The sequence below is a fragment of the Burkholderia sp. BCC0097 genome (assembly GCF_902832985.1).
Taxonomy (GTDB): Bacteria; Pseudomonadota; Gammaproteobacteria; order Burkholderiales; family Burkholderiaceae; genus Burkholderia; species Burkholderia orbicola.
On the sequence record NZ_CADFDM010000008.1, the window covers coordinates 278,456 to 302,957 of the forward strand.

Annotated in this window: 23 protein-coding genes; 7 read left to right on the forward strand and 16 right to left on the reverse strand. The window is 67.8% G+C overall.

Annotated elements, in window-relative coordinates; all coding sequences use genetic code 11:
• The first annotated feature begins 40 nt into the window (after nt 1–40).
• The gene (locus HWX07_RS27195) at nt 41–583 is read left to right on the forward strand and encodes an XRE family transcriptional regulator (protein WP_175878361.1); all 543 of its coding nucleotides are present in this window, start codon (nt 41–43) and stop codon (nt 581–583) included.
• A 41-nt stretch (nt 584–624) separates the two neighbouring features.
• Nucleotides 625–1,362 (forward strand): histidine utilization repressor, encoded by a 738-nt coding sequence (hutC, locus tag HWX07_RS27200; protein ID WP_006480260.1) that lies wholly within the window; start codon nt 625–627, stop codon nt 1,360–1,362.
• Nucleotides 1,363–1,435: 73 nt separating this feature from the next.
• On the opposite strand, the gene HWX07_RS27205 is transcribed toward hutC, so the two are convergent.
• Nucleotides 1,436–2,284 carry a phytanoyl-CoA dioxygenase family protein gene (locus tag HWX07_RS27205; RefSeq protein WP_175878362.1) on the reverse strand — a complete coding sequence of 283 codons (849 nt, stop codon included), beginning with the start codon at nt 2,282–2,284 and terminating at the stop codon, nt 1,436–1,438.
• Between the two features lie 31 nt (nt 2,285–2,315).
• Nucleotides 2,316–3,119 (reverse strand): ABC transporter substrate-binding protein, encoded by an 804-nt coding sequence (locus HWX07_RS27210; protein WP_023477013.1) that lies wholly within the window; start codon nt 3,117–3,119, stop codon nt 2,316–2,318.
• Nucleotides 3,120–3,641: 522 nt separating this feature from the next.
• Between HWX07_RS27210 and HWX07_RS27215 the strand changes: the two genes are divergently transcribed.
• Nucleotides 3,642–4,505 (forward strand): LysR family transcriptional regulator, encoded by an 864-nt coding sequence (locus HWX07_RS27215; protein ID WP_006480257.1) that lies wholly within the window; start codon nt 3,642–3,644, stop codon nt 4,503–4,505.
• A gap of 63 nt (nt 4,506–4,568) precedes the next feature.
• On the opposite strand, the gene HWX07_RS27220 is transcribed toward HWX07_RS27215, so the two are convergent.
• From HWX07_RS27220 to HWX07_RS27235, 4 genes are all read right to left on the reverse strand, one after another.
• Complete coding sequence (locus tag HWX07_RS27220; RefSeq protein WP_175878363.1) at nt 4,569–5,042, reverse strand: nuclear transport factor 2 family protein; 474 nt, start codon at nt 5,040–5,042, stop codon at nt 4,569–4,571.
• A gap of 56 nt (nt 5,043–5,098) precedes the next feature.
• Nucleotides 5,099–6,283, reverse strand: coding sequence for an amidohydrolase family protein (locus tag HWX07_RS27225; RefSeq protein ID WP_175878364.1), 1,185 nt, complete (start codon nt 6,281–6,283; stop codon nt 5,099–5,101).
• 67 nt (nt 6,284–6,350) lie between these two features.
• The gene (locus HWX07_RS27230; protein WP_175878365.1) at nt 6,351–7,550 is read right to left on the reverse strand and encodes an amidohydrolase family protein; all 1,200 of its coding nucleotides are present in this window, start codon (nt 7,548–7,550) and stop codon (nt 6,351–6,353) included.
• A gap of 29 nt (nt 7,551–7,579) precedes the next feature.
• The gene (locus HWX07_RS27235; RefSeq protein ID WP_175878366.1) at nt 7,580–7,849 is read right to left on the reverse strand and encodes a hypothetical protein; all 270 of its coding nucleotides are present in this window, start codon (nt 7,847–7,849) and stop codon (nt 7,580–7,582) included.
• Between the two features lie 162 nt (nt 7,850–8,011).
• Between HWX07_RS27235 and HWX07_RS27240 the strand changes: the two genes are divergently transcribed.
• Complete coding sequence (locus HWX07_RS27240; RefSeq protein ID WP_006480254.1) at nt 8,012–8,662, forward strand: glycine zipper 2TM domain-containing protein; 651 nt, start codon at nt 8,012–8,014, stop codon at nt 8,660–8,662.
• 290 nt (nt 8,663–8,952) lie between these two features.
• Nucleotides 8,953–9,462 (forward strand): GNAT family N-acetyltransferase, encoded by a 510-nt coding sequence (locus tag HWX07_RS27245; RefSeq protein WP_175878367.1) that lies wholly within the window; start codon nt 8,953–8,955, stop codon nt 9,460–9,462.
• Between the two features lie 735 nt (nt 9,463–10,197).
• Here HWX07_RS27245 and HWX07_RS27250 read toward each other — a convergent pair.
• Complete coding sequence (locus HWX07_RS27250; RefSeq protein WP_175878368.1) at nt 10,198–11,373, reverse strand: M20 aminoacylase family protein; 1,176 nt, start codon at nt 11,371–11,373, stop codon at nt 10,198–10,200.
• Between the two features lie 41 nt (nt 11,374–11,414).
• Nucleotides 11,415–12,647 carry a diaminopropionate ammonia-lyase gene (locus HWX07_RS27255; RefSeq protein ID WP_175878369.1) on the reverse strand — a complete coding sequence of 411 codons (1,233 nt, stop codon included), beginning with the start codon at nt 12,645–12,647 and terminating at the stop codon, nt 11,415–11,417.
• A gap of 178 nt (nt 12,648–12,825) precedes the next feature.
• Between HWX07_RS27255 and HWX07_RS27260 the strand changes: the two genes are divergently transcribed.
• Nucleotides 12,826–13,302 carry an Lrp/AsnC family transcriptional regulator gene (locus tag HWX07_RS27260; protein ID WP_059581607.1) on the forward strand — a complete coding sequence of 159 codons (477 nt, stop codon included), beginning with the start codon at nt 12,826–12,828 and terminating at the stop codon, nt 13,300–13,302.
• A gap of 67 nt (nt 13,303–13,369) precedes the next feature.
• On the opposite strand, the gene HWX07_RS27265 is transcribed toward HWX07_RS27260, so the two are convergent.
• The 7 genes from HWX07_RS27265 to HWX07_RS27295 all read right to left on the reverse strand — a co-directional run bounded on the left by HWX07_RS27265 (nt 13,370) and on the right by HWX07_RS27295 (nt 22,786).
• A complete protein-coding gene (locus HWX07_RS27265; protein WP_175878370.1) occupies nt 13,370–15,094 on the reverse strand; it encodes a tannase/feruloyl esterase family alpha/beta hydrolase in 1,725 nt (574 codons plus the stop codon).
• 33 nt (nt 15,095–15,127) lie between these two features.
• Complete coding sequence (locus HWX07_RS27270) at nt 15,128–16,276, reverse strand: porin (protein ID WP_175878371.1); 1,149 nt, start codon at nt 16,274–16,276, stop codon at nt 15,128–15,130.
• Between the two features lie 63 nt (nt 16,277–16,339).
• Entirely contained in the window at nt 16,340–17,545 is a 1,206-nt protein-coding gene (gene mhpT / locus HWX07_RS27275; protein WP_175878372.1) for a 3-(3-hydroxy-phenyl)propionate transporter MhpT, read from the reverse strand.
• 247 nt (nt 17,546–17,792) lie between these two features.
• On the reverse strand, nt 17,793–19,685 hold the full coding sequence (locus HWX07_RS27280; protein WP_175878373.1) for a feruloyl-CoA synthase: 1,893 nt from the start codon (nt 19,683–19,685) through the stop codon (nt 17,793–17,795).
• Between the two features lie 11 nt (nt 19,686–19,696).
• Nucleotides 19,697–21,145: an aldehyde dehydrogenase gene (locus HWX07_RS27285; protein WP_175878374.1), complete on the reverse strand. Its 1,449-nt coding sequence runs from the start codon at nt 21,143–21,145 to the stop codon at nt 19,697–19,699.
• Nucleotides 21,146–21,216: 71 nt separating this feature from the next.
• Complete coding sequence (locus tag HWX07_RS27290) at nt 21,217–22,047, reverse strand: p-hydroxycinnamoyl CoA hydratase/lyase (protein WP_012339104.1); 831 nt, start codon at nt 22,045–22,047, stop codon at nt 21,217–21,219.
• Between the two features lie 235 nt (nt 22,048–22,282).
• On the reverse strand, nt 22,283–22,786 hold the full coding sequence (locus HWX07_RS27295) for a MarR family winged helix-turn-helix transcriptional regulator (RefSeq protein ID WP_175878375.1): 504 nt from the start codon (nt 22,784–22,786) through the stop codon (nt 22,283–22,285).
• Nucleotides 22,787–23,064: 278 nt separating this feature from the next.
• Here HWX07_RS27295 and HWX07_RS27300 point away from each other — a divergent pair, with 278 nt between their 5' ends.
• Nucleotides 23,065–23,469, forward strand: coding sequence for a hypothetical protein (locus tag HWX07_RS27300; RefSeq protein ID WP_175878376.1), 405 nt, complete (start codon nt 23,065–23,067; stop codon nt 23,467–23,469).
• Nucleotides 23,470–23,570: 101 nt separating this feature from the next.
• On the opposite strand, the gene HWX07_RS27305 is transcribed toward HWX07_RS27300, so the two are convergent.
• Nucleotides 23,571–24,473: an SMP-30/gluconolactonase/LRE family protein gene (locus HWX07_RS27305; RefSeq protein ID WP_175878377.1), complete on the reverse strand. Its 903-nt coding sequence runs from the start codon at nt 24,471–24,473 to the stop codon at nt 23,571–23,573.
• Nucleotides 24,474–24,502: the final 29 nt, after the last annotated feature.

Genomic DNA, 24,502 nt, shown 5'->3' on the forward strand with positions numbered 1-24,502 from the left:
ATGCGTTACAATCGGTTTTTCGAAGGACACTTGGCGCCCCATGACGATTCGCCTGAAGCTGCTCAGAAAACAGAAAGGCTGGACGCTCGACGTGCTGGCCGACGAGACGGGCCTCACCAAGAGCTACCTGTCGAAGGTCGAGCGCGGCCTGAGCGTGCCGTCGATCGCGGTCGCGCTGAAGCTGTCGAAGGCGCTGAACGTCGACGTCGAGCAACTGTTCTCGGAAAGCCGCAACCGCGAATTGATCACGGTCACGCGCGCCGGCGAGCGCACCGCGATGGGCGCCGCGGCCGACAGCCACACGCATCGTTTCGAGAGCATCGCGGCGGGCGTCGCGCCGAAGAAGATGCTGCCGTTCGTCGTGCATCCGCCGCACGAATTCGTCGCATCGACGTTCCGCGAGCACGAAGGCGAGGAATTCCTGTTCGTGCACAAGGGGCGCGTCGAAATCGAATTCCCGAACGAGACTGTGCAACTCAGGGCCGGCGATTCAGTCTATTTCAACGCACTGATCCCGCACCGCACGCGCAGCCTCGGCACCGCGCAGGCGGAGATCCTGGTCATCGTCAGCCACGACGACTAGCCTCGTCACTTCTCGTCACTTTTTCGCGCAAGGATCTTCCGATGGTCACCAAGGCCACCGCACCGTTCCAGCAGATCAAGACGCTCGTGCGCCAGAACGTCGAGTCCGGCGACTGGCGCCCCGGCGACCGCATTCCGTCCGAGCTCGATCTCGCCGCGCAATTCGGCGTCGCGCGCATGACGGTCAACCGCGCGCTGCGCGAACTGACCGAGGAAGGCGTGCTCAAGCGCACCGCAGGCGTCGGCACCTTCGTCGCCGAGGTGAAACCGCAGTCGAACCTGCTGATGATCGCGCACATCCGCGACGAAATCCGCGCGCGCGGGCACGAATATCGCTGCCGCGTGCTCAGCCAGTCGAGCGAACCCGCATCGTTCGACGTCGCGGCCGCGTTCGGGCTGCCGGTCAACACGCCGGTCTTTCACGTGGTGTGCGTGCACGAGGAAAACGGCCGCCCGATCCAGCTCGAGGATCGCTACGTGAACCCGGCCGCCGCGCCCGGCTTCATCGACCAGGATTTCCAGACCGAGCCGCCGTCCGAGTACCTGTACAACAACGTGTCGCACTACGAACTGGAAATCGAGCACGTCGTCGACGCGTCGCTGCCCACCAGCGAGCAGGCGCGGCTGCTCGACATGCGCGCCGACGAGCCGTGCCTCACGCTCACGCGCCGCACGTGGACGGACGGGCTGCCCGTCACGTTCGTGCATTTCCTGCATCCGGGCAACCGCTATCGGCTCGGCTCGCGCTTCAAGCCGGGCGCGGGGCGTCATCCGACCTGATCCTTCGGCGCATGTCTCCAAACGCACGGCGGCCGTTTCGTCATGAAACGGCCGCCGCGTTCGTTACAGCGGGTCAGATCGTGCCGACCTGCCCCGCGTCGCGCGACCACACGACCGGAAACAGCGGGTGATCGAGCGGTGCGCCATCGGCCAGTTGCGCCGCCAGCCCGGGGAAATCGGGCGACGTTTTCCAGCGGCGCGGCGCGTGACGGATATCGTCGCCGACGAAGCGGATCGAGAACGCACGGCGGCGGTTCTGGGTGCCGCCCGACGCATGCAGCGTGAGCATCCGGAAGCACACCATGTCGCCGGGTTCGAGCGCCCAGCGGCGAATCGGGAAGGCCGAACGGTCGGCTTCGATGTCGGGCAGGTCGGCGAGGCTGCCTTCCGGAAACCACTTCGCCTCCTTGTCCATGAACGTGCGCGGCATCAGCCACGGCCCGCGATGCGAGCCCGCGACGAATTCCAGCGTCGATTCGAGCGGCACCGGATCGACCGGAATCCACATGCTGACGTTGTCGTCGCCTTCGATGTCGTAGTACGGCTGATCCTGGTGCCACGGCGTGCGCTGCCGCGTGCCGGGCTCCTTCACGAGCAGGTGATCGTGATGCAGCCGCACGTGGTCGGTGCCCATCAGCGCGGCGGCGACCGACGGCGCCGGCGAGCGCACGATGAAATCGCGATACGCGTCGTTGTGCTGCCAGTTGCAGAAATCCTCGAAGAACCAGCCCGGATCGTCGGGCCGGCTCGCGACTTTCGCGCGCTCGCTCGGCTGCGCGAGGTTCGCGTCGATGCCGGCCCGCAGCGCGGCCACTTCATCCGGCGAAAAGATGCCCTTGATGCAGACCGCGCCTTCCTCGCGGAACGCGGCGATCAGTTCGGGCGTCACGGCTTGCGCGACGCGCTCCTGGATACTCGTCATGGTGTGCCTGTCGATCGAATGAGTCACGGGGTCACGGTGCCGAAGTCAGTTGCTGCTTCGCGCCGTAGATGTCGAAGTCGAAATATTTCGCGGCGATCTTCTGGTAGGTGCCGTTCGCGCGGATCGCGACGATCGCGTCGTTCAGCCGCTTCTTCATGTCGGCGTCGCCCTTGCGTATGCCCATCGCGACGCCGTAGCCGGTGATCCGCGCGTCGGTCACGTCCGGCCCCGCGAACGCGTAACCCTTGCCGCGCGGCGTCTTCAGGAACGAGTAGCCGGCCTGCGTCTTGTCCTGGAAGGTCGCGTCGAGGCGGCCGTTGACGAGATCCTGGTACACCTGATCCTGATTCTGATACGAGACGATCGTCACGCCCTTGGTCGCCCATTCGGCCTTCGCGTACGCCTCCTGCGTCGTGCCCTGGTCGATCCCGATGCGCTTGCCGGCGAGCGACGCGGCGCTCGGCAGCAGCTTCGAGCCGACCGGCGCGACGAGCGCCCCCGGCGACGCATACAGCTTGTTCGAGAAGTCGATCTGCTTTAGCCGTTCGTCGGTGGCCGTCATCGCGGACATGATCACGTCGAACTTGCGCGCGCGCAGCGCCGGGATCATCCCGTCGAAGCCCTGCTCGACCCACACGCACTTCGCATGCAGTTGCTCGCAGATCGCATTGCGCAGGTCGATGTCGAAACCGGCGAGCGAGCCGTCGGGCTGCTTCGCCTCGAACGGCGGATACGTGGGGTCGATACCCCAACGGATCGTCGACGTGTCCTGCGCGAACGACACGAGCGGCGCGAACGCCAGCGCGGTGACGAGGAGCTTTGCGGTGCGGTTCATGGCGGGTCCTTGAAAGTCTCGACGCGGCGGGCGATGCCGGCGTACGGGGGTGGCGCCTCGACGGGAGGCCGGCGCGGAGCGTGAAAGACGACGGATTTCGGTGAAACTGCGGTGCAGTCTAGACTGCTTGATTTTTGAGCGCAAGCGGGGAGATCAAGAACAGAAAAGGGTAAAGACGGGCGCGAACCCGAAGGCCGCGCAGTGCTTGATTTACAGCTGATAAGCCGGGAATTTCGCGTGTTTACCCTGCGCGATGCGCATTCGCCACAGAGCGTACTTCCCCGGATATTCGCGGAACGGCGATGTCTATACAGGCGATCGGCATAGCGCTTTCCGAATGCGGTTCCCGCCGTCCCCGCAACGCACCCTATACCGCTCGTTGAATATGGGCCAGGCGCCTCAAACCCCGCAAAACACCACTCCCAAGTCCGGCGAAACCGCGATTGCCCGCGATGTCCGGCCATGTTAAAAGTCATCGCACGCATTTGAAAATGAAATGCCCGAATCCACAGAAGTGCAGAAATGAATAGACCCCTGTTCGACATCGACCTGCTGCGCGCGCTGGTGATGGTCGCCGATTGCGGCAGTTTCACGACGGCTTCCGCGCGCCTGCATTCGACACAGTCGACGGTCAGCCAGAAGGTGCGCCGGCTCGAGGAAATCGCCGGCCACCGCCTGCTCGATCGCGGCGCGCGCGACGTGCGGCCGACCGACGCGGGCGTGACGGTGCTCAGCTATGCGCGACGCATGCTCGCGCTGAACGACGAGATGCTGGAGGCGCTGTCGGGCGCGACGGTCGCGCTGACGATCCGGCTCGGCGTACCCGACGATTTCGCGGCGGGCCGCACGACGCACGCGCTCGCGGCGTTCAAGCGCGAGCATCCGCAGGTGAAGCTCGAAGTGACGTGCGGGCTGAGCCGCGACATCAGCGCCGCGTACGATCGCGGCGAACTCGACCTCGTGCTGATCAAGCAGCGGCGCGACAGCCGCGAGGCCGTCGTGCGCTGGCCGGAGAAGCTGCGCTGGATCGACAGCGCGAAGCATCCGTCGATCGATCTCGATCCGGTGCCGATCGTCGTGTTCCCGCCGCGCGGGCTCTATCGCGACGACATGATCAAGGCGATCGAGGAGCGCGGCCGCCGCTGGCGGATCAGCTTCACGACGTCGAGCCTGAGCGGCATCCAGGCGGCCGTCGCGGACGGGCTCGGCATCAGCGTGCTGCCCGCGCGCGTGGTGACGGACGAGCATGTGGTGCTGACCGCGAAGCAGGGCTTCGCACCAATCGAGCACATGGACATCGCGATCCTGCACCGGCCCACCGCCGACCCGATGGTCAGCGCGCTGACGAAGGCGCTCGCGGCGATGCTGGAACTCGAAGGGCGGTAGGCGAAGCGGATTTCAAACGGAAGCGGCGCACCGGGGCGCCGCTTCCCGCACGTGTCAGAACAATCAGAACATCGTGTTGCCGTTCGCCGCCTGCTCGGGCACCGGCTGGTTGACGTCCCAGTGTTCGACGATCTTGCCGTGCTCGAGCCGGAAGATGTCCATGATCGCGCTGCCGCGCGTGCCCGGTTCGCGCACCGCGTGCACGTGCAGGATCACGAAGTCGCCGTCGACGAACGAGCGCTTGATCTCGCTGTGCGACTGCGGATATTTGTCGCGCAGAAAGGCGACGAACTTGCGGAAGCCGTCGCGGCCGTCGGCCGCGTTCGGGTTGTGCTGCACATAGCGATCGCCGACATACGCGAGCGCGGCGTCCGCATCCTTCTCGTTCAGCCCCTTCTCGTAGAACGCGAGCACCGTGCGCCGGTTGGCTTCCTGCTGCACGTCGGCCGGGCCGTCCGCCACCGCATGCGCGGCGGTCACGGCGAACAGGGCCGCCGCCATCCATCGTGCGGCTCGTGCCGCGGTCGTGCGTCGCATCGTCGTCTCCCCGGAAATCCGGCTGAAAACCGGATCATACCGGGGCGACGCGGCACTCAGACCAGCACACCGTGACGCGCGACGATCTTCCCCGACGACACGACGAGCCGCCGCACCGGCCGGGCGACGACGGCCTCGGCCACCGTCAGCGCATCCACGAGCACGACGTCCGCGCGGCTGCCCGGCTGCAGCCCGTAATCCGCGAAACCGCAGCCGCGCGCCGCGCCGTGCGTCACGCAATCGAGCGCGGCTTCCAGCGCGTCGTCGCGGCGGAAATCGTTGCGCATGCCGATCAGCATCGCGCGTTCGAGCATGTCGGGCGAACCGTACGGCGTCCATGTGTCGCGCACGCCGTCGTTGCCGCCGATCACGGTCACGCCGGCCGCGCGGCACGCGGCCACCGACGGCACCGGCACCGCGGCCGGCGCGGTCGTGACGATCGCGACGCCGAGCTCGGCCATCCGCGCGAGCAGCGTATCGCGCTCGCGTTCGGCGAGATCGCCAAGACAGAAACCATGGCTGATCGTGACCTTCCCCTGCATCCCGTGCGCCGCCGTGCGCTGCAGGATCAGGTCGAGCGAGTACGCGCCCATCGACCCGCGCTCGTGCAGATGGATATCGAGCCCGCGGCCATAGCGCTCGGCGATCGCGAACAGCACGTCCACCGCCTCGACCGGATCGCCTTCGATCGCGCACGGATCGAGCCCGCCGAGCAAGTCGGCGCCGGCGTCGAGCGCGTCGGACAGCAGCGCATCGGTGCCCGGCCGCTTGAGCACGCCCGATTGCGGAAACGCGACGATCTGGATCTCGACCTGCCCGCGCAGCGTCTCGCGCGTCGCGAGCACGCCGTGCAGATGGCGCAGCCCGGCGTCGGTATCGACGTCGACGTGCGTGCGGATGCGCGTCGTGCCGGCCGCGAGAAACGCGCGCGCCAGCCCGAGCGAGGCAGCGCCCGCGTCGTGGCCGCTCGTCGCGCGATAGTGGCGCTCGTTCTCGATGCGGTCGACGAGGCGAGGCCCGACCTGGTTGCGATACCACGGCATCCCCCAGTGGGTCTTGTCGAGGTGGGTGTGGCCCTCGACGAGGCCGGGCAACGCCAACGCGAGCGCGCCGTCCTCGATCGCGCAGCCGGCGGGCGCATCGAGCACCGGGCCGACCCGCGCGATGCGATCGCCTTCGATCAGGATATCGAGCGCCGCGTCGGCGCTCGTGCGGACATTGCGGATCAGCAGGTTCGTCATGTCGGTTCCGGTCAGGTCGGTCAGTGCAACGCAGGCACGGCGCGGGCCGTGCCGCCGGTCGGGTGGATCAGCGCGTGAAGCGCAGCGACGGCGCGAACGGCGCGCCCGTATCGCTTTCGCCGCGGCGGAATACCCAGCGTTCGGCCGGCACGCCGGCGACGGCCGCCGCTGCGTTCGGCGCACGCACCGCGACGAAGCTCGCGTCGCAGCCGACCGCGATTCCGTAGTTCTCCTTGCCGATCGCGCGCGCGCCGGCGTGCGTCGCCATGTCGAGTGCGATGCCGAGCGCTTCGTCGGTGTAGAAGCCCGACCGGTAGCCGACCATCATCGCGCGCTGCAGCATGTCGCCGTTGCCGTACGGCCACCACGCGTCGCGAATGTTGTCGTTGCCCGCGAACACATGCACGCCCGCGTCGCGCAGCCGTTGCACCGGCGGAAATGCGCAATCGCCCGGCGCATTCGTCAGGATCGACACGCCGGCTTCGGCCAGCGCCACGGCGGTGCGCTGCACGTCGTCGTCGCTCACCTGGCCCAGCGCATACGCGTGGCTCACGTTCACGCGCCCGCCGAGCCCGGCCGCGCGCGTTCGCGCGGCGATCCGCAGCAGTTGCGCGATGCCCGTGTCGCCCGGTTCGTGCAGGTGGATGTCGATTTTCGCGCCGCGCTTCTCGGCGATACCGAACACGATGTCGAGCTGGCCGTCCGCGTCGCCGTCGAGCGTCGTCGGGTCGATCCCGCCGACCACGTCCGCGCCTTCGCGCACGGCTGCGTCGAGGATCTCGGCGGTGCCCGGGCACGTGATCACGCCGGCCTGCGGAAACGCGACCAGCTCGATGTCGACGATGCCGCGCCATTGTTCGCGCGCGGCCATCACGGCGTGCAGGTTCGACAGGCCCGTCGTCGCATCGACGTCGACGTGGCTGCGCATCGCGATCGTGCCGAACGCGGCGGCCTGCGCGATCAGCGCGTTCGCACGCTCGACGATCGGCGGCGCGGCAGCGAGCTGGCGCTTCTCGACCGCGAGCCGCTCGCGCAGCGAGCCGACCGGCTCGTGCGGCACCCAGCGATCGCCGACGAAGCTCTTGTCGAGATGGATGTGGCCGTCGACGAAACCGGGCAGCACGACGCGGCCGTCGAGGTCGATCGTCTGCGCGCCGGGCACGGCGGTGCACTCGGCGCCGATCGCGGCGAAGCGGCCGTCGCGGACGACGAGGTTGACGGGCTGGCCGCCGGCGTCGACGGCGTTGATGAAGAGTCGTTCGGTCATGGCTTCGAATGTGGGGCGGTCGCGGCGCGTCACCGGCGCGGATCGAGGAAGGACCGCGGCCGGCGCGGCGCGACCGTTGGCAGGGAATCCGGCCACGATATCGAACGCTGCCGCCCGAGGCCAATTAAATGTCGCGATGCCGCGCATTCGATTTCGCGATGCGCGGCGCGGAAGCCTGCCGGGCCGGGCGCGACGGGGGCGCGATCGTCGAGGAAATGGCCGAAATGTCTTCGACAATGCACGGGCCGCGTCGTCAGCACGCGCGCGCCGGAAAGCCACGCCACGTCCTTGCCGCGCACGACTTCGACGCCCGCCCCACCGGGGATTTACGCGGCAACAGACTTTACACGTTGTTACCCGGCCGCACCGGACGCGCATCCGGCCATTCCTTATACTCACGCCGAGTTCGCCACCCATGACGGGAATCCATCGGCGGACACGTTGCCGATGCAGGAATCATCATGATGCGCATGCCTTCCACGAAGACCGTTCTGTTCGCCTCGCTCGTCGCCGTGGCGGCGCTTCCGCTCACTGCCTGCGTCGCGCCGGGCTACTACGGCGCGCAGCCGGGCTATCCGCAACAGCAGCAATACGCGACGCCCGGCTATGCGCAGCCCGCGTATTCGCAACCGGGCTATGTGCAGCAGCAACCGGCGTATCCGAACCAGGCGCCGCAGCCGTACGATCAATACGGCAACCCGTCGCAATACGGCTCGCAACCGTATGACCAGTACGGCAATCAGCAGCAGCAATACGCGACCCCGTACGGCACGCAGTACGGCACCGTGTCGAACATCCAGCCGGTCAACGGCTCGGTCGCCCCGTCAGGCATCGCCGGCACCGTCGTCGGCGCGCTGGTCGGCGGCCTGGTGGGCAACCAGTTCGGCCGCGGTCACGGCCGCGATGCGGCGACCGTGATCGGCGCGCTCGGCGGGGCGGTGGCGGGCAACCAGATCGGCCAGCAGATGGGCGCCGCGCAAGGCCCGAGCAGCTACCGGATCGACGTGCAGGTGAGCGACGGCTCGATGCGCTCGTTCGACGTGCAGTCGCCGGGCAACCTGCGTCCGGGCGACCGCGTGCAGATCAACGGCAATCAGCTGTCGCGCTATTGATGCCGCTGGCGTGCGCGTGAATTGATCGCGCGCACGTCGCCGGTTTGACGTCGGGCGCCGGTGCGGCGCGACAGCGCACGCGCTTTAGACCCTTTCCGCGCGCTCTCTTGATCACGGCACGACGCGCCGCCATTCCCTGTCTTCTCCGTTCACGATCGTGCCCGCAGCCCGTGCGACGCACCGACCATCGCTCCGCGACATCCGGATTCCTATTACGATAAGGGCGATGCATCCCGCGGCGCGCGGCAGCGGCGCGCCGGCATGCACGCCCCTCAACCGGAATGCTCCCGATGACGATCACGATCCGCCTGCTTGACGCCGCCGACGCGGCGCAGTTCCAGACCGTCCGCCTGCGTGCGGTCGACACCGCGCCCACGTCCTTCCTGCCGACGCTCGACGAGGAATCGCAGGTGCCGGTCGACGAATTCGCGAAGCGCCTCACGCCGACGCAAGCACAGGCCGTGTTCGGCGCGTTCGACGGCGACACGCTCGTCGGCATCACCGGCGTGCGCCGCGATGCGCGCACGAAGATCGCGCACAAGGCGACGATCTGGGGCGTGTACGTCGATGCCGCGTATCGCGGGAGACGCATCGCGCAGGCGCTGCTCGACAGCGCGACCGCGCATGCGGCTCAGGCGTGGGGATGCGGTCAACTGATGCTGTGCGTGAACGAGGTCAACAGTGGCGCGGAGCGGCTGTATGCGTCGCAGGGGTTCGTGCGGTTCGGCACGGAGCCGCGCTCCCTGTTCGTCGATGGCCGCTTCTACGATGAGCACTACATGGTGAAGACGCTGGCGTAGTGTATTCGCGTTCGCGTGCAGGTTACCGGCCGGCCGTACGCGAACGTCGTGGCGCATTACCTCATCTCATCGCTTGTCGGCGATCGTCGTGTTGACGACCTGCCCGGCGATCGTCGCTTACGTCGGCGTCATCGCGCTCACGCTGAACGCGTAGATCAGCCCCGGCCACGTGACCGCCCCGTTCTGCACGACCGGCGCTCGCGTGCGCACCGCATCGTTCGCCATTGGGTAGTCGCAGTGGAACGTGACGATGAAGGCGTGGCGCGTTACCCGCTGCGAGGCGGGTGATCGGAGAGCGCAAGATGAACGACGACGATGGGCGCCATGGGCATGCCTTCCGGGGAAGGGTATCGACGCGCCGGGCTATGGAATCACATTTATACGTCGTCGTACCATGCCGAGCAGTCTGGGCACGCGTGGCGCGGAACACGCATCCGTTGCTTATCGAGCTTCTCCGCGCATAATCCTCTATATGTGAGCACACACTCACATTTCATCGCCTCACGCCAAGAGATATGTTGTCGTATGTTTATGCGCAAAAACTTCAATTAAATCGCCTCGGCGGACCCTATCCGCCACGGCGATTTCCCTGCTCGCCAGCCTCCGTCGGCTCGCCTCGGTCATTCCGCCTTTGGTCAGCCCCGCGCCACCCGCGCTATCGTTTCCCCATCCCCGCAGCCCAGGAGTTGCCTCTGCCTTCCCGCCACGGAGTCGACCTCATCCGCGCCCGCTCCGCTACACCGCCTTCAACGCGCGTCGCGCCACTTCCGCGAAATACCGCGCGCCCACCGGCAAAATCTCGTCGTTGAAATCGTACGTCGCGTTGTGCAGCGGCACACCGCCCCGCCCGGCCGCTTCGCCGTTGCCGATGAACACGAAATTGCCCGGCACCGCCTGCAGGAACGCGCCGAAATCCTCCGAGATCATCATCGGCTGCACGTCGGCGTTCACCGCGTCGGCGCCCACGATATGCGCGGCGGCCTGCACGGCCGTGCCGACCCATTCCGGCGAATTCACCGTCGGCGCGAACTCGTACGTGTATTCGAACGTGCAAGCCGCGCCGTGCGTGCGGCAGATCCCTTCGCTGATCTCGCGCATCCGCGCCTCCAGCAGCGCCTGCACGTCGCGCGAATAGCTGCGCGTGTCGCCCTTGATCGTCACCGTCGACGGCAGCACGTTGCGCAGCCCGTCGGTGATGAATTCCGTGCACGAAATCACCGCCTGCTGGCCCGGGTCGAGATTGCGCGACACGATCGTCTGCAGCGCGAGCACGATCTGCGCACCGATCACGATCGGATCGATGCCCATGTGCGGACGCGCCGCATGCGTGCCGCGCCCGTCGATCCGGATCACGAAATTGTCCTCGCTCGCCATGATGCCGCCCGCACGCGTCGCGAACGTGCCCGCGCGCATGCCCGGCATGTTGTGCGCTCCGAAGATCGCATCGACCGGAAAGCGCTCGAACAGCCCGTCGGCCATCATCGCCTTCGCACCGCGGCCGTGCTCTTCCGCCGGCTGGAAAATGAAGCGCACCGTGCCGTCGAAATCCTTGCGCTCGGCCAGCAGCCGCGCGGCGCCGAGCACCATCGACATGTGGCCGTCGTGCCCGCACGCGTGCATCTTGCCCGGTGTGCGCGACACGTGTTCGCGATCCGGTGCGTGCTCGGCGATGTTCAGCGCGTCCATGTCCGCGCGAATGCCGATCGCGCGCTGGCCGGTGCCGGCCGTCAGGTTCGCGACGAGCCCCGTGCCGCCGATGCCGCGATGCACGTCGAGCCCGAGCGTCGTCAGGATGCGCGCGACGTAGTCCGACGTGTTGACCTCTTCGAAACCCGTCTCCGGATACTGGTGCAGATGGCGTCGCCAGGTCTTCAGTTGCCCCTGCAGCGTGCTTGCTTCGATTGTGTCCATTTCGTTTGCCTCGTCGGTCGTCATGTCGGTTGTCACGTCGTTCAGGCCGCCACCGCCGCGCGGCTCAGCCAGTCGCGCTGGCGCGCCAGCACCGCGTCGGCCGAATCGCCCACGCAATCCCGGTATACGGACGGCGCGGTCGCGCCTTCCGTGTTGATCGCCAGCACGCGCGCATTCGCGTCGAGTCCGACCTGCCGCGCAAGCGCCGGGTCGCGCATCAGCACGTCGAGCCCCGCCACGCCGGCCGCCCCCGATTCGCCGGCGACGAGCGGCACGTCGCGTTCGCTGCCGGCCGCGAGCCCGCGCATCGCCTGCACCGCGTCCTCGTCGTCGATCAGCATGAAATGGTCGATGCACATTTCGAGGAAATCCCACGCGAGCGGCGACGCCTCGCCGCACGCGAGCCCGGCCATCACAGAATCGACGCTGCCGCTCGCCTTCGTCGCGCGCCCGGCCAGCGCGCTCTGGTACAGGCAATCGGCCTGGCGCGGCTCGACGACGACGAAGCGCGGCCGCCGCGCGCCGTCGCGTTCCCACAGGTAACTCGCGACGCCCGCGGCGAGGCCACCCACGCCGCCCTGCAGGAACACGTGCGTGAACGGGCGGCCGTCGTCCTCCGCCGCCTGCGCGGCCGCTTCGGCGGCGATCACGCCGTAGCCCTGCATCACGTCGCGCGGAATCGCTTCGTAGCCGTCGTACGACGTATCCGACACGACGTACCAGCCGTTCGCCTGCGCGAGCTGCGCCGCGCAGACGACCGATTCGTCGTAGTTCCCCGCGATGCGCACGATCCGCGCGCCGTACGCCGAGATCGCGCGTTCGCGCTCGGCGTCGACGTTCGCGTGCAGCACGATCACGCAGCCACAGCCGATCGCGCGCGCGGCGGCGGCCAGCGCGCGGCCGTGATTGCCGTCGGTCGCGCTGATCACCGTCAGGTCGGCCAGCTCGGACGCGTAGCAGCCGGTGACGAGCCCTTGCGGATCGAGTGCCTGCGTGCGGCGCAGCCGCTTCACGAGCCGCACCAGCGCGATCGGCGCGCCGAGCGCCTTGAAGCTGCCGAGCGGCGAGCGGCACGACTCGTCCTTCACGCTGACGCTCGCGACGCCGAGCCGCGCGGCCAGATCGGGCAGCGCACGCAGCGGCGTGCGCGCGTTGCCGACGAGCGGCCAGTGCGCGAGCCATGCGCCGCTTTCGTCGGCCGACGCGATGTTCATCACGCGGCGCAGCGCGTTTGGATAGGCGGTGCGCGACGCACGCGGGTTGGCGATCAGCATGGCGAAAGGCTCCGGATCGGGACCGCTGGCGGTCCGTCGGGTGAGTCGGATCGGGCAGGCGCGTGTTGCGCTCGCCGTCGGTTGGAAAAATAATATTGCGCATGCTGGTCAACAAAATCGCCAAATCGACCGCTCCGACGCAAAAATTTCTCATTCTTTCGAGGCTTCACGCGCCATCATGACGACCCCTCTCGATGCGTTCGATCGCAAGCTGTTGATGGAAGTCCAGCGCGACGCGCAGACGCCGCAGGCCGAGCTCGGCGCGCGCGTCAACCTGTCGACCGCCGCGGTGAACCGGCGGCTGCGGCGCCTCGCGGAAGCGGGCGTGATCGAGCGCTACACGGCCGTCGTCGCGCCTGACAAGGTCGATCATCCGCTGACGATCGTCGTGAACGTCGAGGTCGAAAGCGAGCAGATCGACCAGCTCGACGCGATGAAGCGCGCGTTCGAGCGCTGCCCGCAGATCCAGCAGTGCTACTACGTGACGGGGGAATGGGATTTCGTGCTGATCCTCGCGGTGCGCAACATGGATCAGTACAACGCGCTCACGCGCGAGCTGTTCTTCGCGAACAACAACGTGAAGCGGTTCAAGACGCTGGTGAGCATGAGCCGCGTGAAGGTCGGGCTCGACGTGCCGGTCGATGCCGGCGAGTGAATGAATGAGGCCATGAAGCGGCCGGCACGTCGTTACACGCGCCAGCCGCCTCCCATCGACGGCTACGTCAGCGACAACTGAAGCTCGCCGCCGAGTTCAGGTCGCCCGAACCGTTGTAGCGCGCGACCTGCGGATACGGGCACAGCGGCCGCGTGCGTCCCGCACCCCACGACGCCGGCACCTCCGCATTCGGCACCGCGTTCGTCGTGTCGCGCGCGGTCGCCACGACCGCCGCCGGCGCCTGCCCCTGTTCGACCCACGCGACGAGCGGCGTCAGCATGTCGAACTGGTCGGCGGCCGGCCCGCCCGAGCAGTGGTTCATCCCCGGCACCGGATAGAAGCGAGCAAAGCTCGACGCATCGCCGCCGTTCGCCTGCGCGACCTGCGCATACCAGTCGCGCGTGTCGTTGAACGAGAACACCGGGTCGCCAGTGCCGTGATAGACGAGCAGCTTCGCGCCGCGCGACTTCAGCGCGGCGAGGTTCGTCTCGTCGGGCGGCGTCATGAACGACCACGACGATTGCGTGTAAGTGCCGTTCGTCGCGAAGATCGCCGGCGCGTCGTTGTCCATGTCGAAACCGAGCGCGAAACCGGGCAGGTTCGCGAGCGCGGCGGCGGTTTTCGGCGGCGTCATGAACGTGAACGCCATCGCGGCCGGGTCGAGCGTGATCGAATTCGACTGCTTCCACGCGGCCCAGCCGCCGCCGGCCACGCCCGGATCGTACGGAAAGCTCGCGTAGAGCGCCGTGCCCGCGCTGTTGCGCGCACCGGCGAACACGTTCTCCAGCGCGGTTTTCTGCGCAGGCGTCAGGCAGGCGCCCGTGCGGGTGCCGTTCGCGCAGGTCGGGATATCGGCGTCGACGCTGAAGTGCGCCTGGCACGCGGCGACGTCCTGCACCATCCCGTCGGCCGCGCCATCGAGCGCATCGCATTTCTCGAGAATCTTCGCGCCGACGAACTGGCGCTCCGCATCGTTGAAACCGCTGCGGATATCCGGCAGCCCGTTCGTGCCGGTGGCCGACGCGATCTTCGCGAACTGCTGGGCGCCATACATCTCGCCGATCGCCGCCTTCGGCAGATGGAAGCCCGGGTCGCCCGCGATGATGCCGTCGTAGTCGGCCGGGTTGCGCACCGCCGTGACCATCGCGTGACGGCCGCCGTTCGAGCAGCCGCCGAAATAGCTGCGATCGGGCGCCTTGCCGTACGCGAGCCGGATCACCTGCTTCGCCATCGGCGTCAGCGCGTCGACGGCGCCGTAGCCGTAATCGATCCGCGCCTGCGGATCGAGACCGAACAGCGGATTCTGCGCGGCGCTGTGCCCCGAATCCGAGCTGATCACCGCGAAGCCCTGATTCAGCGCGTTGGTCAGCGGCCCGCCGCCGCCGATCTCGCCGGTCGCGGTCACGACGTTGCCGTCGAGCCCGCCGTTGGCCTGGTAGAAGAAGCGGCCGTTCCATGCTTTCGGCAAACGCATCTCGAAGCCGATCGCATAGGTCTTGCCGTCCACCGCGCTCACGCGCTCGTTCATCTTGCCGGCGATCACGCAGTGCTCGGCGACCGGCTTGCCGGCCACCGTCAGCGCGCCGGCGGCCGCGGTCGTCACCGACGTGAACGACGTGTTCGCATACGCGAGCTTCGCGGCGAGCGCGTCGCAGGTCTGCGCCATCGTGGCCGGCGTCGCGGCGCTCAGGTGCGTGGGCGGGGCGCTGATCGAATCGTCGCCGCCGCAACCGGCGAGCAGGGCGGCGGCGGACAACGGCGCAATACAGAGGAATGCAGATTTCCTGTTCAAGATAACTCCCGTTGGGTTCGTCACGCCGGTGAATCAGAACATGTGCCGCATGCCGACCATCGCGCCGAGCTGCCCCATCCCCGCGCCGGGCGTCGTGCCGGGCCCGCCGCCGCTGACCGAGTAGCGTGCATGCTCGCTGTTCCACAGATAGGACGATTGCGCATAGACGGCCGTGCGCTTGGTCAGCAGATAGGTCGCGCGCAGCGTGGCCATCGTCGCGCGCGTGTCGTGCGCGCTGTTGACGATGCGGTAGCCTTCGCCATCGACGATGAAATCGGGCTTCACCGCATACGACGCGCCGACGAAGAACAGGTCGGAATGCGCGCCCGCCGCGGCCGGCGAACCGGTCGACACGCGCCGCCCGATCCAGCCCGCGCCGATCTTCGCGCCGGCCGCCTGCGCATACGCGCTGACGTGCGTGCGCGCATCCTTGCCGCCGCTGCTGGTGAAGGGAACGGGCGCCACGCCGTCGAAGAAGTTGGCGGCCGCGCCGGTGCCGCCGCGCTGTTCCTCGTACGACGCCGCCGCGCCGAAATACGCGCTGTCGTACTTGAGCATCACCGACCAGTTGCGGCACTGCACCGCGTCGCCCGGCACCTGCCCCGCGCACGTGCCCTGCCCCGGCGAATTGCCGGTGCCCGCGCCGTCGCGGCCGAACGAATACGCGGCGCCGAACGTCACGCCGCGATACGCGCCGACGTAGGTCACCGCGTTGTCGGCGCGGCCGTTCGGCACGTACGCGTCGAACGAGCCGAGCCCGTAGATGTCGGGGCCGATGATGTCCGCGCCCTGCAGCGCAAGATAGGTCATCGTGTACTGGCGGCCGAACGCGAGCGTGCCGAAACCGCTCTTCAGCCCGACGAACGCCTGCCGCCCGAACAGCCGGCCGCCCTGCCCGAGATCGCCGCCGCGCACGTTGAAGCCGCTTTCGAGCGTAAACACCGCCTGATAGCCGCCGCCGAGATCCTCGGTGCCGCGCAGCCCCCAGCGCGACGGCAGCTCGCCCGTCACGCCCGGCATCCGCACCACGTGATCGCCGGCCGCGTTCGCGTGCGACACGAATTCGACGCCCGTATCGATGATCCCGTACAGCGTCACGCTCGACTGCGCATGCGCACCCGGAGCGGCAAGCGCGCAGCAAGCGCCGGCGGCCAGCAGGCCGTTCCTTGTCTTCGTCTTCATCGTTGCGTCTCCAGACCTTGAGTAAGCGCGCTCTGACGGCGCGCATTGAAAAAAATCGAAATCTCAGTCGCCGGCTTGCGGGCGGCGAATCAGCACGAACGCAGCGAAGGCCGCGACGAGCGTGACGGGGATGCTCGCGCCGATCACGACGGGCGCGCTGCGGCCCGCGGCCAGCAGCGTCGCGGCCGCGAGCGGCCCGACGACGGAGCCGAGCCGGCCGACCGCCACAGCCGCGCCGACGCCGGTGCCGCGCATCGCGGTCGGGTAGTAGATCGCCGCGAGCGCATACAGCACCGACTGCCCGCCGACGACGAACATCCCCGCCGCGAACGCGGCCGCCGCGAGCGACCCGAAACCCGGCGCGGCCGCGAGCGCGGCGAGCGACAGCACGATCCCGACGTACATCCCGCCGACTACGCGCGACGCGCGCATCCGGTCGAGCGCCGCACCGATGCCGAGCGCGCCAAGCCCCGCGCCGACGTTGAACGCGATTTGCACGAGGCCGACGTGTGCGCGATCGAGCCCGCGCGAGGCCACCAGCGACGGCAGCCAGTTCAGCAGGAAGTAGAGGACGATCAGCGTGCAGAAGTAGCTGACCCACAGCGCGACCGTCGACGTCGTGCGGCCGTCGCCGAACAGCGTGCGGCCAACGCTCGCGCGCGCGGCTTGCGTGCCGGCGACGTCGAGATACGCGCGCGATTCCGGCAGGAACCACACCAGCAGCGGCACGAGCAGCAGCGGCCCCACGCCGCCGACGTAGAAGATGTGCCGCCATTCGGTGTCGCCGGCGAGCAGCACGCCGATCACCGAGGCGATCACGCCACCGAACGGGATTCCGCAGTACATCGTCGCGACCGCGCTGCTGCGCGAGCGCGGCTCGACCGCTTCGGACGACAGCGCGATCAGGTTCGGCATCGCGCCGCCGAGGCCGATGCCGGTCAGCACGCGCACGACGACGAGCATCGCGAACGTCGATACCTGCGCGGTCGCGATCGACAGCAGCCCGAACAGCACGACCGATGCGATCAGCACGCGCTTGCGGCCGATCCGGTCGGCGAGCCGCCCGCCGAGCATCGCGCCCGGCAGTAGCCCGAAGGTGCCCGCGCTGAACGCGATGCCCATCTGCGACACGGTCAACCCGAATTCGCGCGCCATGCGCGGCGCGGCGACCCCGACCGACTGCAGGTCGAGCCCTTCGAGGAGTGCGATCGCGAAACACAGCGCGAGCGTGGTCGCGACCGTGGATTTTTCGGCAACGTAAGTGTTCATGTCTCCAGTCCCATGTCTTTGTAGTCGGTCGGCCGTGCAACGACCGCCGCGCGCCGCCGCCGGCCAGTGGCGGTTCGGCGCGCGAGGTGTCGTATGAACGGCTGCCTTTATCAGGCAACCTGATTCACTGGCCGCGAAAGTGCCTGCCGGTGCTATAGCCGGCCGGTCGTTGTGCCTGCTTGCTGCTTGTTGCTTGCTGCTTGTTGCTTGTTGCTTGTTGCTGCTCGTTGCTGCCCCGGCGTGCTGTCTACGCGTAAATCACGTCGGGGTCACGCCGAGCCGGGTCGTACAGCGCGTCGATCATCGCCGCGCGATGCTTCTGCACGGCTGCCTGGTTCAGCGAACCCTTGTCGGTCACTTCGCCGAGATCGAGCGACGGCGGCGTGTCGATCAGCCGGATTCGCGCGACGAACGTCGACCCGCCGCTCGCGTTCCGGTTCAGTGCAGCCAGCCACGCCGCGAACGCCGCGCGCACGGCCGGCGCGCGCAGCACGTCGGTCACGGACGCGTCGGCCGCGAGCCCTGCCAGCGCACGGCAGGCATCGACGCGCGGGAACACCAGCAACCCGATGTCGTCGCGATTGATCCCGGTGACGACCACGTCCTGCACGTACGGCGCGCCCGTCGACACTGCGTTCGCGCGCAACGGACCGACGCTCACGAACGTGCCGCTGCTCAGCTTGAAATCCTCGGTCAACCGCCCGTCGAACAGCAGCCCGAGTTCCGGCCGCTGCGGATCGGCAAAGACGCCCGCGTCGCCGCTGCGGTAATAGCCTTCTTCGTCGAACACGTCGCGCGGATCGACGTCCGCGTGCCAATAGCCGCCCATCACGTTCGGCCCCTTGAAGCGCAGTTCGTGCTTGCCGCCGCACGGCACGAGCTTCGCGTCGCAGCCGGGCGCGGGCAACCCGATATAGCCGGCGCGCATCAGCGGCCCCGTCGTGAACAGGCACGACGGCGACGCCTCCGTCATCCCGAGGCCAGCCATGATCCGGATACGCTCGCCGCAATGCGCTTCGGTCACGCGGTCGAGCCGGTCCCACGCAGCCTGCGACAGCCCCGCGCCGCCGAAGAAATACAGCTTCACGCGCGAGAAGAACGTGTCGCGCAATTCGGCGTCGCGCTCCAGCGCGGTAGTCAGCTCTTCCCAGCCCTTCGGGACGTTGAAGTAGATCGTCGGCGCGATCTCGCGCAAGTTGCGCACGGTTTCGTCGAAGCGGCCGGGCATCGGACGGCCGTCGTCGATATACAGCGTGCCGCCGTTGTACAGCGCGATGCCGAGGTTGTGGCTGCCGCCGAACGTGTGATTCCACGGCAGCCAGTCCACCAGCACCGGCGGCTCGCGCGTGAGCTCCGGCATCGTCTGGCGCAGCATCTGCTGGTTGCTGCACAGCATCCGGTGCGTGGTCGGCACGGCCTTCGGCTGCTTCGTCGAACCCGACGTGAACAGGATCTTCGCGAGATGGTCGGGGCCGACCGCCTCGTGGATCGCATCGATCGTGCGCGGGACGGTGGCGAGCAGGCGCGACAGCGGCACCGCGCGGCTTTCGACATCGGTTTGCGCATCGGCATCGCGCGCGACGATCAGCGTCGCATCGGCCGGCAACGTCGCGTCGAGCGCCCGCGCGAACGGCGCGCGTTCGGCGACGAACACCGCGCCCGGCCGCAGCACGCCAAGCGTGTGACGCAGCTTGCCGTAGTCGGTCGACACCAGCGAATACGCGGGCGAGATCGGCGAGTACGGCACGCCGGCGAGCATCGCGGCGAACATCATCTGCAGATGCTCGAGATCGTTGCCGGACAGCACCGCGAGCGGACGCTCGGCCGACAGCCCGAGATCGACGAGGCCCTGGCCGAGCGCGCGGGCGCGTTCGAGCATCCGGGCGTAGGTGATCTCGATCCAGTGCCCGTCGGCGCCGCGCCGCGCGGCCAGCACGCGGTCGGGGTGTGCTTGCGCGCCGCGCACGAGGCAGTCGGTAAGGCGCGTCGGGTAATCGCCGAGCGGCTCGCGCGAGCGCAGGTACCAGGTACCGTCGTCGGCGCGGTGAATCTCGGCCGCGCCGACCGCGACGGCGGCCGCGCGATAGCGCACGCCGCCGGCGTGTTGGCCGACCTGAAGCTGCGCCTTCTCTGCATTCATCGTCGGCTCGCTCATATCGGGTAGTGGCGCAGCGCGGTCTGCACGGTGATCCAGCGCAGCTCGGTGAATTCGGCGATCGACGCGCGGCTGCCGAAGCGGCCGTAGCCGCTCGCCTTCGTGCCGCCGAAGGGCATCTGCGCTTCGTCGTGCACGGTGGGCCCGTTGACGTGGCAGATCCCCGATTCGATCCGTCGCGCGACCGCCATCGCACGTGCGATATCGCGGCTGAACACGCTCGCCGACAGCCCGAACTCGCTGTCGTTCGCGAGCGCGACCGCTTCGTCGTCGCTGTCCGCGCGCAGGATCGCGACGACCGGTGCGAACGATTCCTCGCGATAGAGCCGCATGTCGCGCGTGACGCCGTCGACGATCGCGGGCTGCATCGTCGCGCCTTCCACACGGCAGCCTAGCGGCAGTTGCGCGCCCTGCGCACGCGCATCCTCGACCAGCGACGCCGCGCGCGCGGCGGCCGACGCATCGACCATCGTGCCGAGCGGATGGCCGGCCAGCGGATCGCCCGCGACCAGCGTGCGCGCCTTCGCCGTCAGCCGCTCGACAAGCGCGTCGGCGATCGGCCGCGCGACGATCACGCGCTCGGTCGACATGCAGATCTGCCCCTGGTTGAAGAATGCGCCGAACGCGATCGCGTCGACGGCTGCATCGAGATCGGCATCGTCGAGCACCAGCACGGGCGCCTTGCCGCCGAGTTCGAGCAGCACGGGTTTCAGGTGCGCGGCCGCGTGGCGCGCGATGATGCGGCCGACGTGCGTCGACCCGGTGAAGTTGATCCGCTTCACATGCGGATGCGCGATCATCCGCTCGACGAGTTCGGGCGCATCGGCCACCGCGTGCGTGATCACGTTGACCACGCCCGCGCCAAGCCCCGCTTCGTCCAGCACCGCGCCGATCAGTGCGTGCACGCCCGGGCACGCCTCGGACGCCTTCAGCACGACCGTGTTGCCGCAGGCGAGCGGCATCGCCAGCGCACGCGTGCCGAGGATCACCGGCGCGTTCCACGGCGCGATGCCGAGCACCACGCCGCACGGCACGCGCATCGCGAGCGCGAGATTGCCCGGGACGTCGGACGGGATCACGTCGCCGGCGATCTGCGTCGTCATCGACGCGGCCTCGCGCAGCATGTTCGCCGCGAGCGTCACGTTGAAGCCGAGCCAGCCGGGCGTCGCGCCCGTTTCGGCCACGCCCGTCGCGATGATCTCGTCGATGCGCGCGTCCATCAGGTCGGCCCCCTTCAGCAGCCGGCGGCGCCGCTCCGTCGGCGCGAGCGCCGCCCATGCGGGGAATGCGCGGTGCGCGGCGTCGATCGCCGCGTCGGCGTCGGCAATGCCGGCCGCCGGCGCGCGCGACGCGAGCGCGCCCGTCGCGGGGTTGAAGCGGTCGAAGGTGCGGCCGTCGCGGGCGTTGCACCACTCGCCGCCGATCAGCATCCGTCTGTCGGTCATGTCGTCTCCTGCCTTGCCTGTCTCTTGCGATTACGCCGGCGGTGATGCCGGCGGCTGCGTGGGCGCTTGTATCAGCGCTTGTATGCCTGCAGGCCCGGCTTGATCGTCTTGTCGTCGAGGAACTGCTTCAGCCCCTGCTCGCGGCCGCGCTCCGGGTCGCGCAGCTGCGCCTGGTCGAGCTTCGCATACAGGTAATCCTCGCACTGTTCCCACGTGAGTTCGCGCGACCGCTTGAAGCCGTGTTTCGCCGCGCGCAGCACGACCGGATTCTTGTCCATCAGCCGTGCGGCGAGCGCGATCGTCGCGTCGCGCAGTTCGGCGAGCGGCACGCTGCTGTTCACGAGGCCCATCTCGGCCGCTTGCGCGCCGGTGAACGTGTCGCCGGTCATGATGTAGTGCAGCGCGCGGCGGTGCCCGACCGTGTCGGCCATCGCCTTGCTGACGAGGTTGCCCGGCGGGATGCCCCAGTTGATCTCCGACAGCCCGAACACCGCGTCGTCCGCCGCGATCGCGAGATCGCACGCGACGAGCGGCGAGAACCCGCCGCCGAAGCACCAGCCGTTCACCATCGCGATCGTCGGCTTGTTGTACATCCGCAGCCGGCGCCACTGCCATTCCGACGCGTCGCGGCGCACTTTTTCCTGCAGCGCGTCGGAGCCGCCGTCGATCTCGCGGAAATATTCCTTCAGATCCATGCCGGCCGTCCACGCGGCGCCCGCGCCGGTCAGCACCAGCACCTTCGCCTCGTCGTCGAACTCGACCGCGTCGAGGACTTCCAGCATCTCCCGGTTCAGCGTCGGGCTCATTGCGTTGCGCTTCTCGGGGCGGTTCAGCGTGACCCACGCGATGCCGGCCTCCACTTTCACTTCAACGGTCTGCCAGCGGTTGTCGTACTTGCTCATGTCTGTTCCTGTCGTTCGTTTCCAGTGCGATTCGGTGCGCAACATTCCTGCTGCGGACGGCTTCATTTAATATCAGGCTACCTGATATTGCAAGCGGCACGAGCGCCGGTGTAAACCCGGAGCGGGACACGGAGGAAGCGGCGGGGAAATCAGGGAGCGGTCGGGCGAATGCCGATTGCGCGTAGGAAGCGAGCGCGGGCCTGGCCGGCCCGCGTCGTGAGAATCGGGGAAGCGGTCAGCCGCGCAGGTTGCGCGAGAACAGTTCGAGCGCGCGCTGCACGTGCGCGGCGTCGTCGGCCGGGATGTCGCCGAGCATGCGTGCCTCGACCGGCCGCAGCGCGGCTTCGCATTCGCGCAGCATCGCCGCGCCTGCATCGGTCAGCGTCAGCAGGATGATGCGGCCGTGCGACGGGTCGGCTTCGCGCGTGACGAAACCGCGGGCGGCCATCACGCTCATCACCTCGTTCGCCGACTGCGGCGTGATCCACGAGCGCTCGGCCAACTGCGCGTTCGACGATGCGCCGCGCGCTTCGAGCACCGACAGCGCCGTGTATTGCGCGAGCGTGATGCCGAGCGGCGCGAGCGCGTCGGTCATGTGGCGGCGCAGCAGCCGGTCGAGGCCGCCGATCACGTAGGTCAGGCGCTGTTGCGCACGCGGCTTCGGCTTGTCGCTCGGCGTGCGGGCGGCGTTCTTCGCGGCGGGTTTCGAACGGGCGGGCTTGGTTGGGGTGGAACTCATGGCGCGGGCTGGGTGGAATTGCGGGCCATCTTACCAGCAGGTGGGGGGACGAACGCATAGTCGCGACATCACGCTCAGCGTCCCCCCATGTTCTCAGTTGCCTCGTATAAGTACGGAATTACTGGTCCGCACATCCATTAAATTACCAAAAACAATCGATTCTCATCTTGAAAATGGTTCGTCACTTCGTGATGGGGTAAAAGAACAGCTTCACTCAAACCTTCACAGGACGGAGTGACTGCGATACCGGAAAAAAATTGGTTAACATAGGACGAAATATGCAGACCAGCCTCGCCCGACTCATTGGGCTAGCCATTTTTATGTTTTTGCTGATTGGCTTTTCCATTCATATGACCAGGCCAAATTATGGTCGGTGTGATTTTTTTGAAAAAGAATTGAATGGAGGGAAGAAAGAATTCGGAGGTGTGGAATATTACGCAAAGTTGTGTGGCGCGAATATTCGAAATGGGCACGAAGTGAGATTTCAGCTTTTTGACGAGACTGGAGAATTGCGTGCTCAACGCTATTTTTCATACTACGTAAATTCTGCAACTGAGCGAGAACTGGCAGACGGTGTCGGCGGAATCGTATATTACGATAGCTCGAGCAGTGATGTGATGCAGTTGCTCGCGATTCCGCCTACCAAATGGGATTGGATTCGTGCTCGACTACCTTTATTTTAATTGTGGTGATTGCGTGTAAAAGAAAAGCCCCCGAACCTTCACAAGTCGGGGGCTTTCGTTTTGCCTGCCAATCGATGGAACCTGCGGTCCACCCTCGCCATTCATCGAGGACGTGTCCCCGCGAATCGCGCAGTCGGCAGCCCCACGTGCCGCGTTTGCGCGACGAACACGCCGCCCGCGTGCGCGTCGCCAGCCAGCGCGTCATCGCTCAATCCGACACGCGCACTCGTCACATACAACCGGCCTTCACCGTCGATCGCGACGCAGCTCGGCTGCGCGGTCGGCACGACCACGCGGTCGGTTTCAACCCCATCCAGCCCATAACGCACCACCCGCCGCCCACCCCACTGCGCATTCCACAGCCCGCCGTCACGATCGACGATCGAGCCATCCGGGTCGCCGTCCGCATTCGTCAGCCGCGCGAACGGCCGCACATTGGCCACATCGCCGCCCGCACGGTAATCGCACACGAAAATCTCGCGCACCAGCGAATCGCAGAAGTACATCTTCGACCCATCCGGCGAGAACCCGATGCTGTTCGCGATCGCGGCCGGCGGCAGCGCGAGCCGTTCGAGCGTGAGGTCCGGATTGAGCCGATAGAACCCGCCGACCGCGCGCGGCGGCTCGGCGCCTTCGTCCTTCATCCCGAACACGAATGCGCCGGCCCCGTCGCAGCGCCCATCGTTCAGCCGCGTCGGCAACTCGGGCTCGACGTCGACGATCCGCGTGAACGCGCCGCTGCGCAGATCGAACAACGCGAGATGCGTCGCGAGCCCGACGAGCAGCACGTCCGGATCGCCGGTCAGCGCGAAGCACGCGAGCCGTTCGGGCATCGCCCACTGCGTGAGGTCCGAGCCATCCGCCCGACAGCGCCACAGCCGCGCGCCTTCGATGTCCACCCAGTACAGCGCGTGCGCCCTGTCGCACCACGTCGCGCCTTCGCCGAGCGTGTTGCGGCTGTCGGCCAGCAGCGTCGCCGACGCGGCCGGATGAGTCTGTTGCATGCCGTCTCCCGATATCTGATCTGTCGCGT

Excerpts from the sequence above, each read along its gene's own strand:
- HWX07_RS27220 (WP_175878363.1), bottom strand. The coding sequence starts at position 5,042 with ATGCGACGCACGACCGCGGCACGAGCCGCACGATGGATGGCGGCGGCC.
- HWX07_RS27300 (WP_175878376.1), top strand. The coding sequence starts at position 23,065 with ATGCAGACCAGCCTCGCCCGACTCATTGGGCTAGCCATTTTTATGTTT.
- HWX07_RS27295 (WP_175878375.1), bottom strand. The coding sequence starts at position 22,786 with ATGAGTTCCACCCCAACCAAGCCCGCCCGTTCGAAACCCGCCGCGAAG.
- HWX07_RS27245 (WP_175878367.1), top strand. The coding sequence starts at position 8,953 with ATGACGATCACGATCCGCCTGCTTGACGCCGCCGACGCGGCGCAGTTC.
- HWX07_RS27210 (WP_023477013.1), bottom strand. The coding sequence starts at position 3,119 with ATGAACCGCACCGCAAAGCTCCTCGTCACCGCGCTGGCGTTCGCGCCG.
- HWX07_RS27215 (WP_006480257.1), top strand. The coding sequence starts at position 3,642 with ATGAATAGACCCCTGTTCGACATCGACCTGCTGCGCGCGCTGGTGATG.
- HWX07_RS27255 (WP_175878369.1), bottom strand. The coding sequence starts at position 12,647 with ATGCTGATCGCCAACCCGCGTGCGTCGCGCACCGCCTATCCAAACGCG.
- HWX07_RS27305 (WP_175878377.1), bottom strand. The coding sequence starts at position 24,473 with ATGCAACAGACTCATCCGGCCGCGTCGGCGACGCTGCTGGCCGACAGC.
- HWX07_RS27240 (WP_006480254.1), top strand. The coding sequence starts at position 8,012 with ATGATGCGCATGCCTTCCACGAAGACCGTTCTGTTCGCCTCGCTCGTC.
- HWX07_RS27225 (WP_175878364.1), bottom strand. The coding sequence starts at position 6,283 with ATGACGAACCTGCTGATCCGCAATGTCCGCACGAGCGCCGACGCGGCG.
- HWX07_RS27270 (WP_175878371.1), bottom strand. The coding sequence starts at position 16,276 with ATGAAGACGAAGACAAGGAACGGCCTGCTGGCCGCCGGCGCTTGCTGC.
- mhpT (WP_175878372.1), bottom strand. The coding sequence starts at position 17,545 with ATGAACACTTACGTTGCCGAAAAATCCACGGTCGCGACCACGCTCGCG.
- hutC (WP_006480260.1), top strand. The coding sequence starts at position 625 with ATGGTCACCAAGGCCACCGCACCGTTCCAGCAGATCAAGACGCTCGTG.
- HWX07_RS27290 (WP_012339104.1), bottom strand. The coding sequence starts at position 22,047 with ATGAGCAAGTACGACAACCGCTGGCAGACCGTTGAAGTGAAAGTGGAG.
- HWX07_RS27250 (WP_175878368.1), bottom strand. The coding sequence starts at position 11,373 with ATGGACACAATCGAAGCAAGCACGCTGCAGGGGCAACTGAAGACCTGG.
- HWX07_RS27205 (WP_175878362.1), bottom strand. The coding sequence starts at position 2,284 with ATGACGAGTATCCAGGAGCGCGTCGCGCAAGCCGTGACGCCCGAACTG.
- HWX07_RS27260 (WP_059581607.1), top strand. The coding sequence starts at position 12,826 with ATGACGACCCCTCTCGATGCGTTCGATCGCAAGCTGTTGATGGAAGTC.
- HWX07_RS27280 (WP_175878373.1), bottom strand. The coding sequence starts at position 19,685 with ATGAATGCAGAGAAGGCGCAGCTTCAGGTCGGCCAACACGCCGGCGGC.
- HWX07_RS27195 (WP_175878361.1), top strand. The coding sequence starts at position 41 with ATGACGATTCGCCTGAAGCTGCTCAGAAAACAGAAAGGCTGGACGCTC.
- HWX07_RS27285 (WP_175878374.1), bottom strand. The coding sequence starts at position 21,145 with ATGACCGACAGACGGATGCTGATCGGCGGCGAGTGGTGCAACGCCCGC.
- HWX07_RS27230 (WP_175878365.1), bottom strand. The coding sequence starts at position 7,550 with ATGACCGAACGACTCTTCATCAACGCCGTCGACGCCGGCGGCCAGCCC.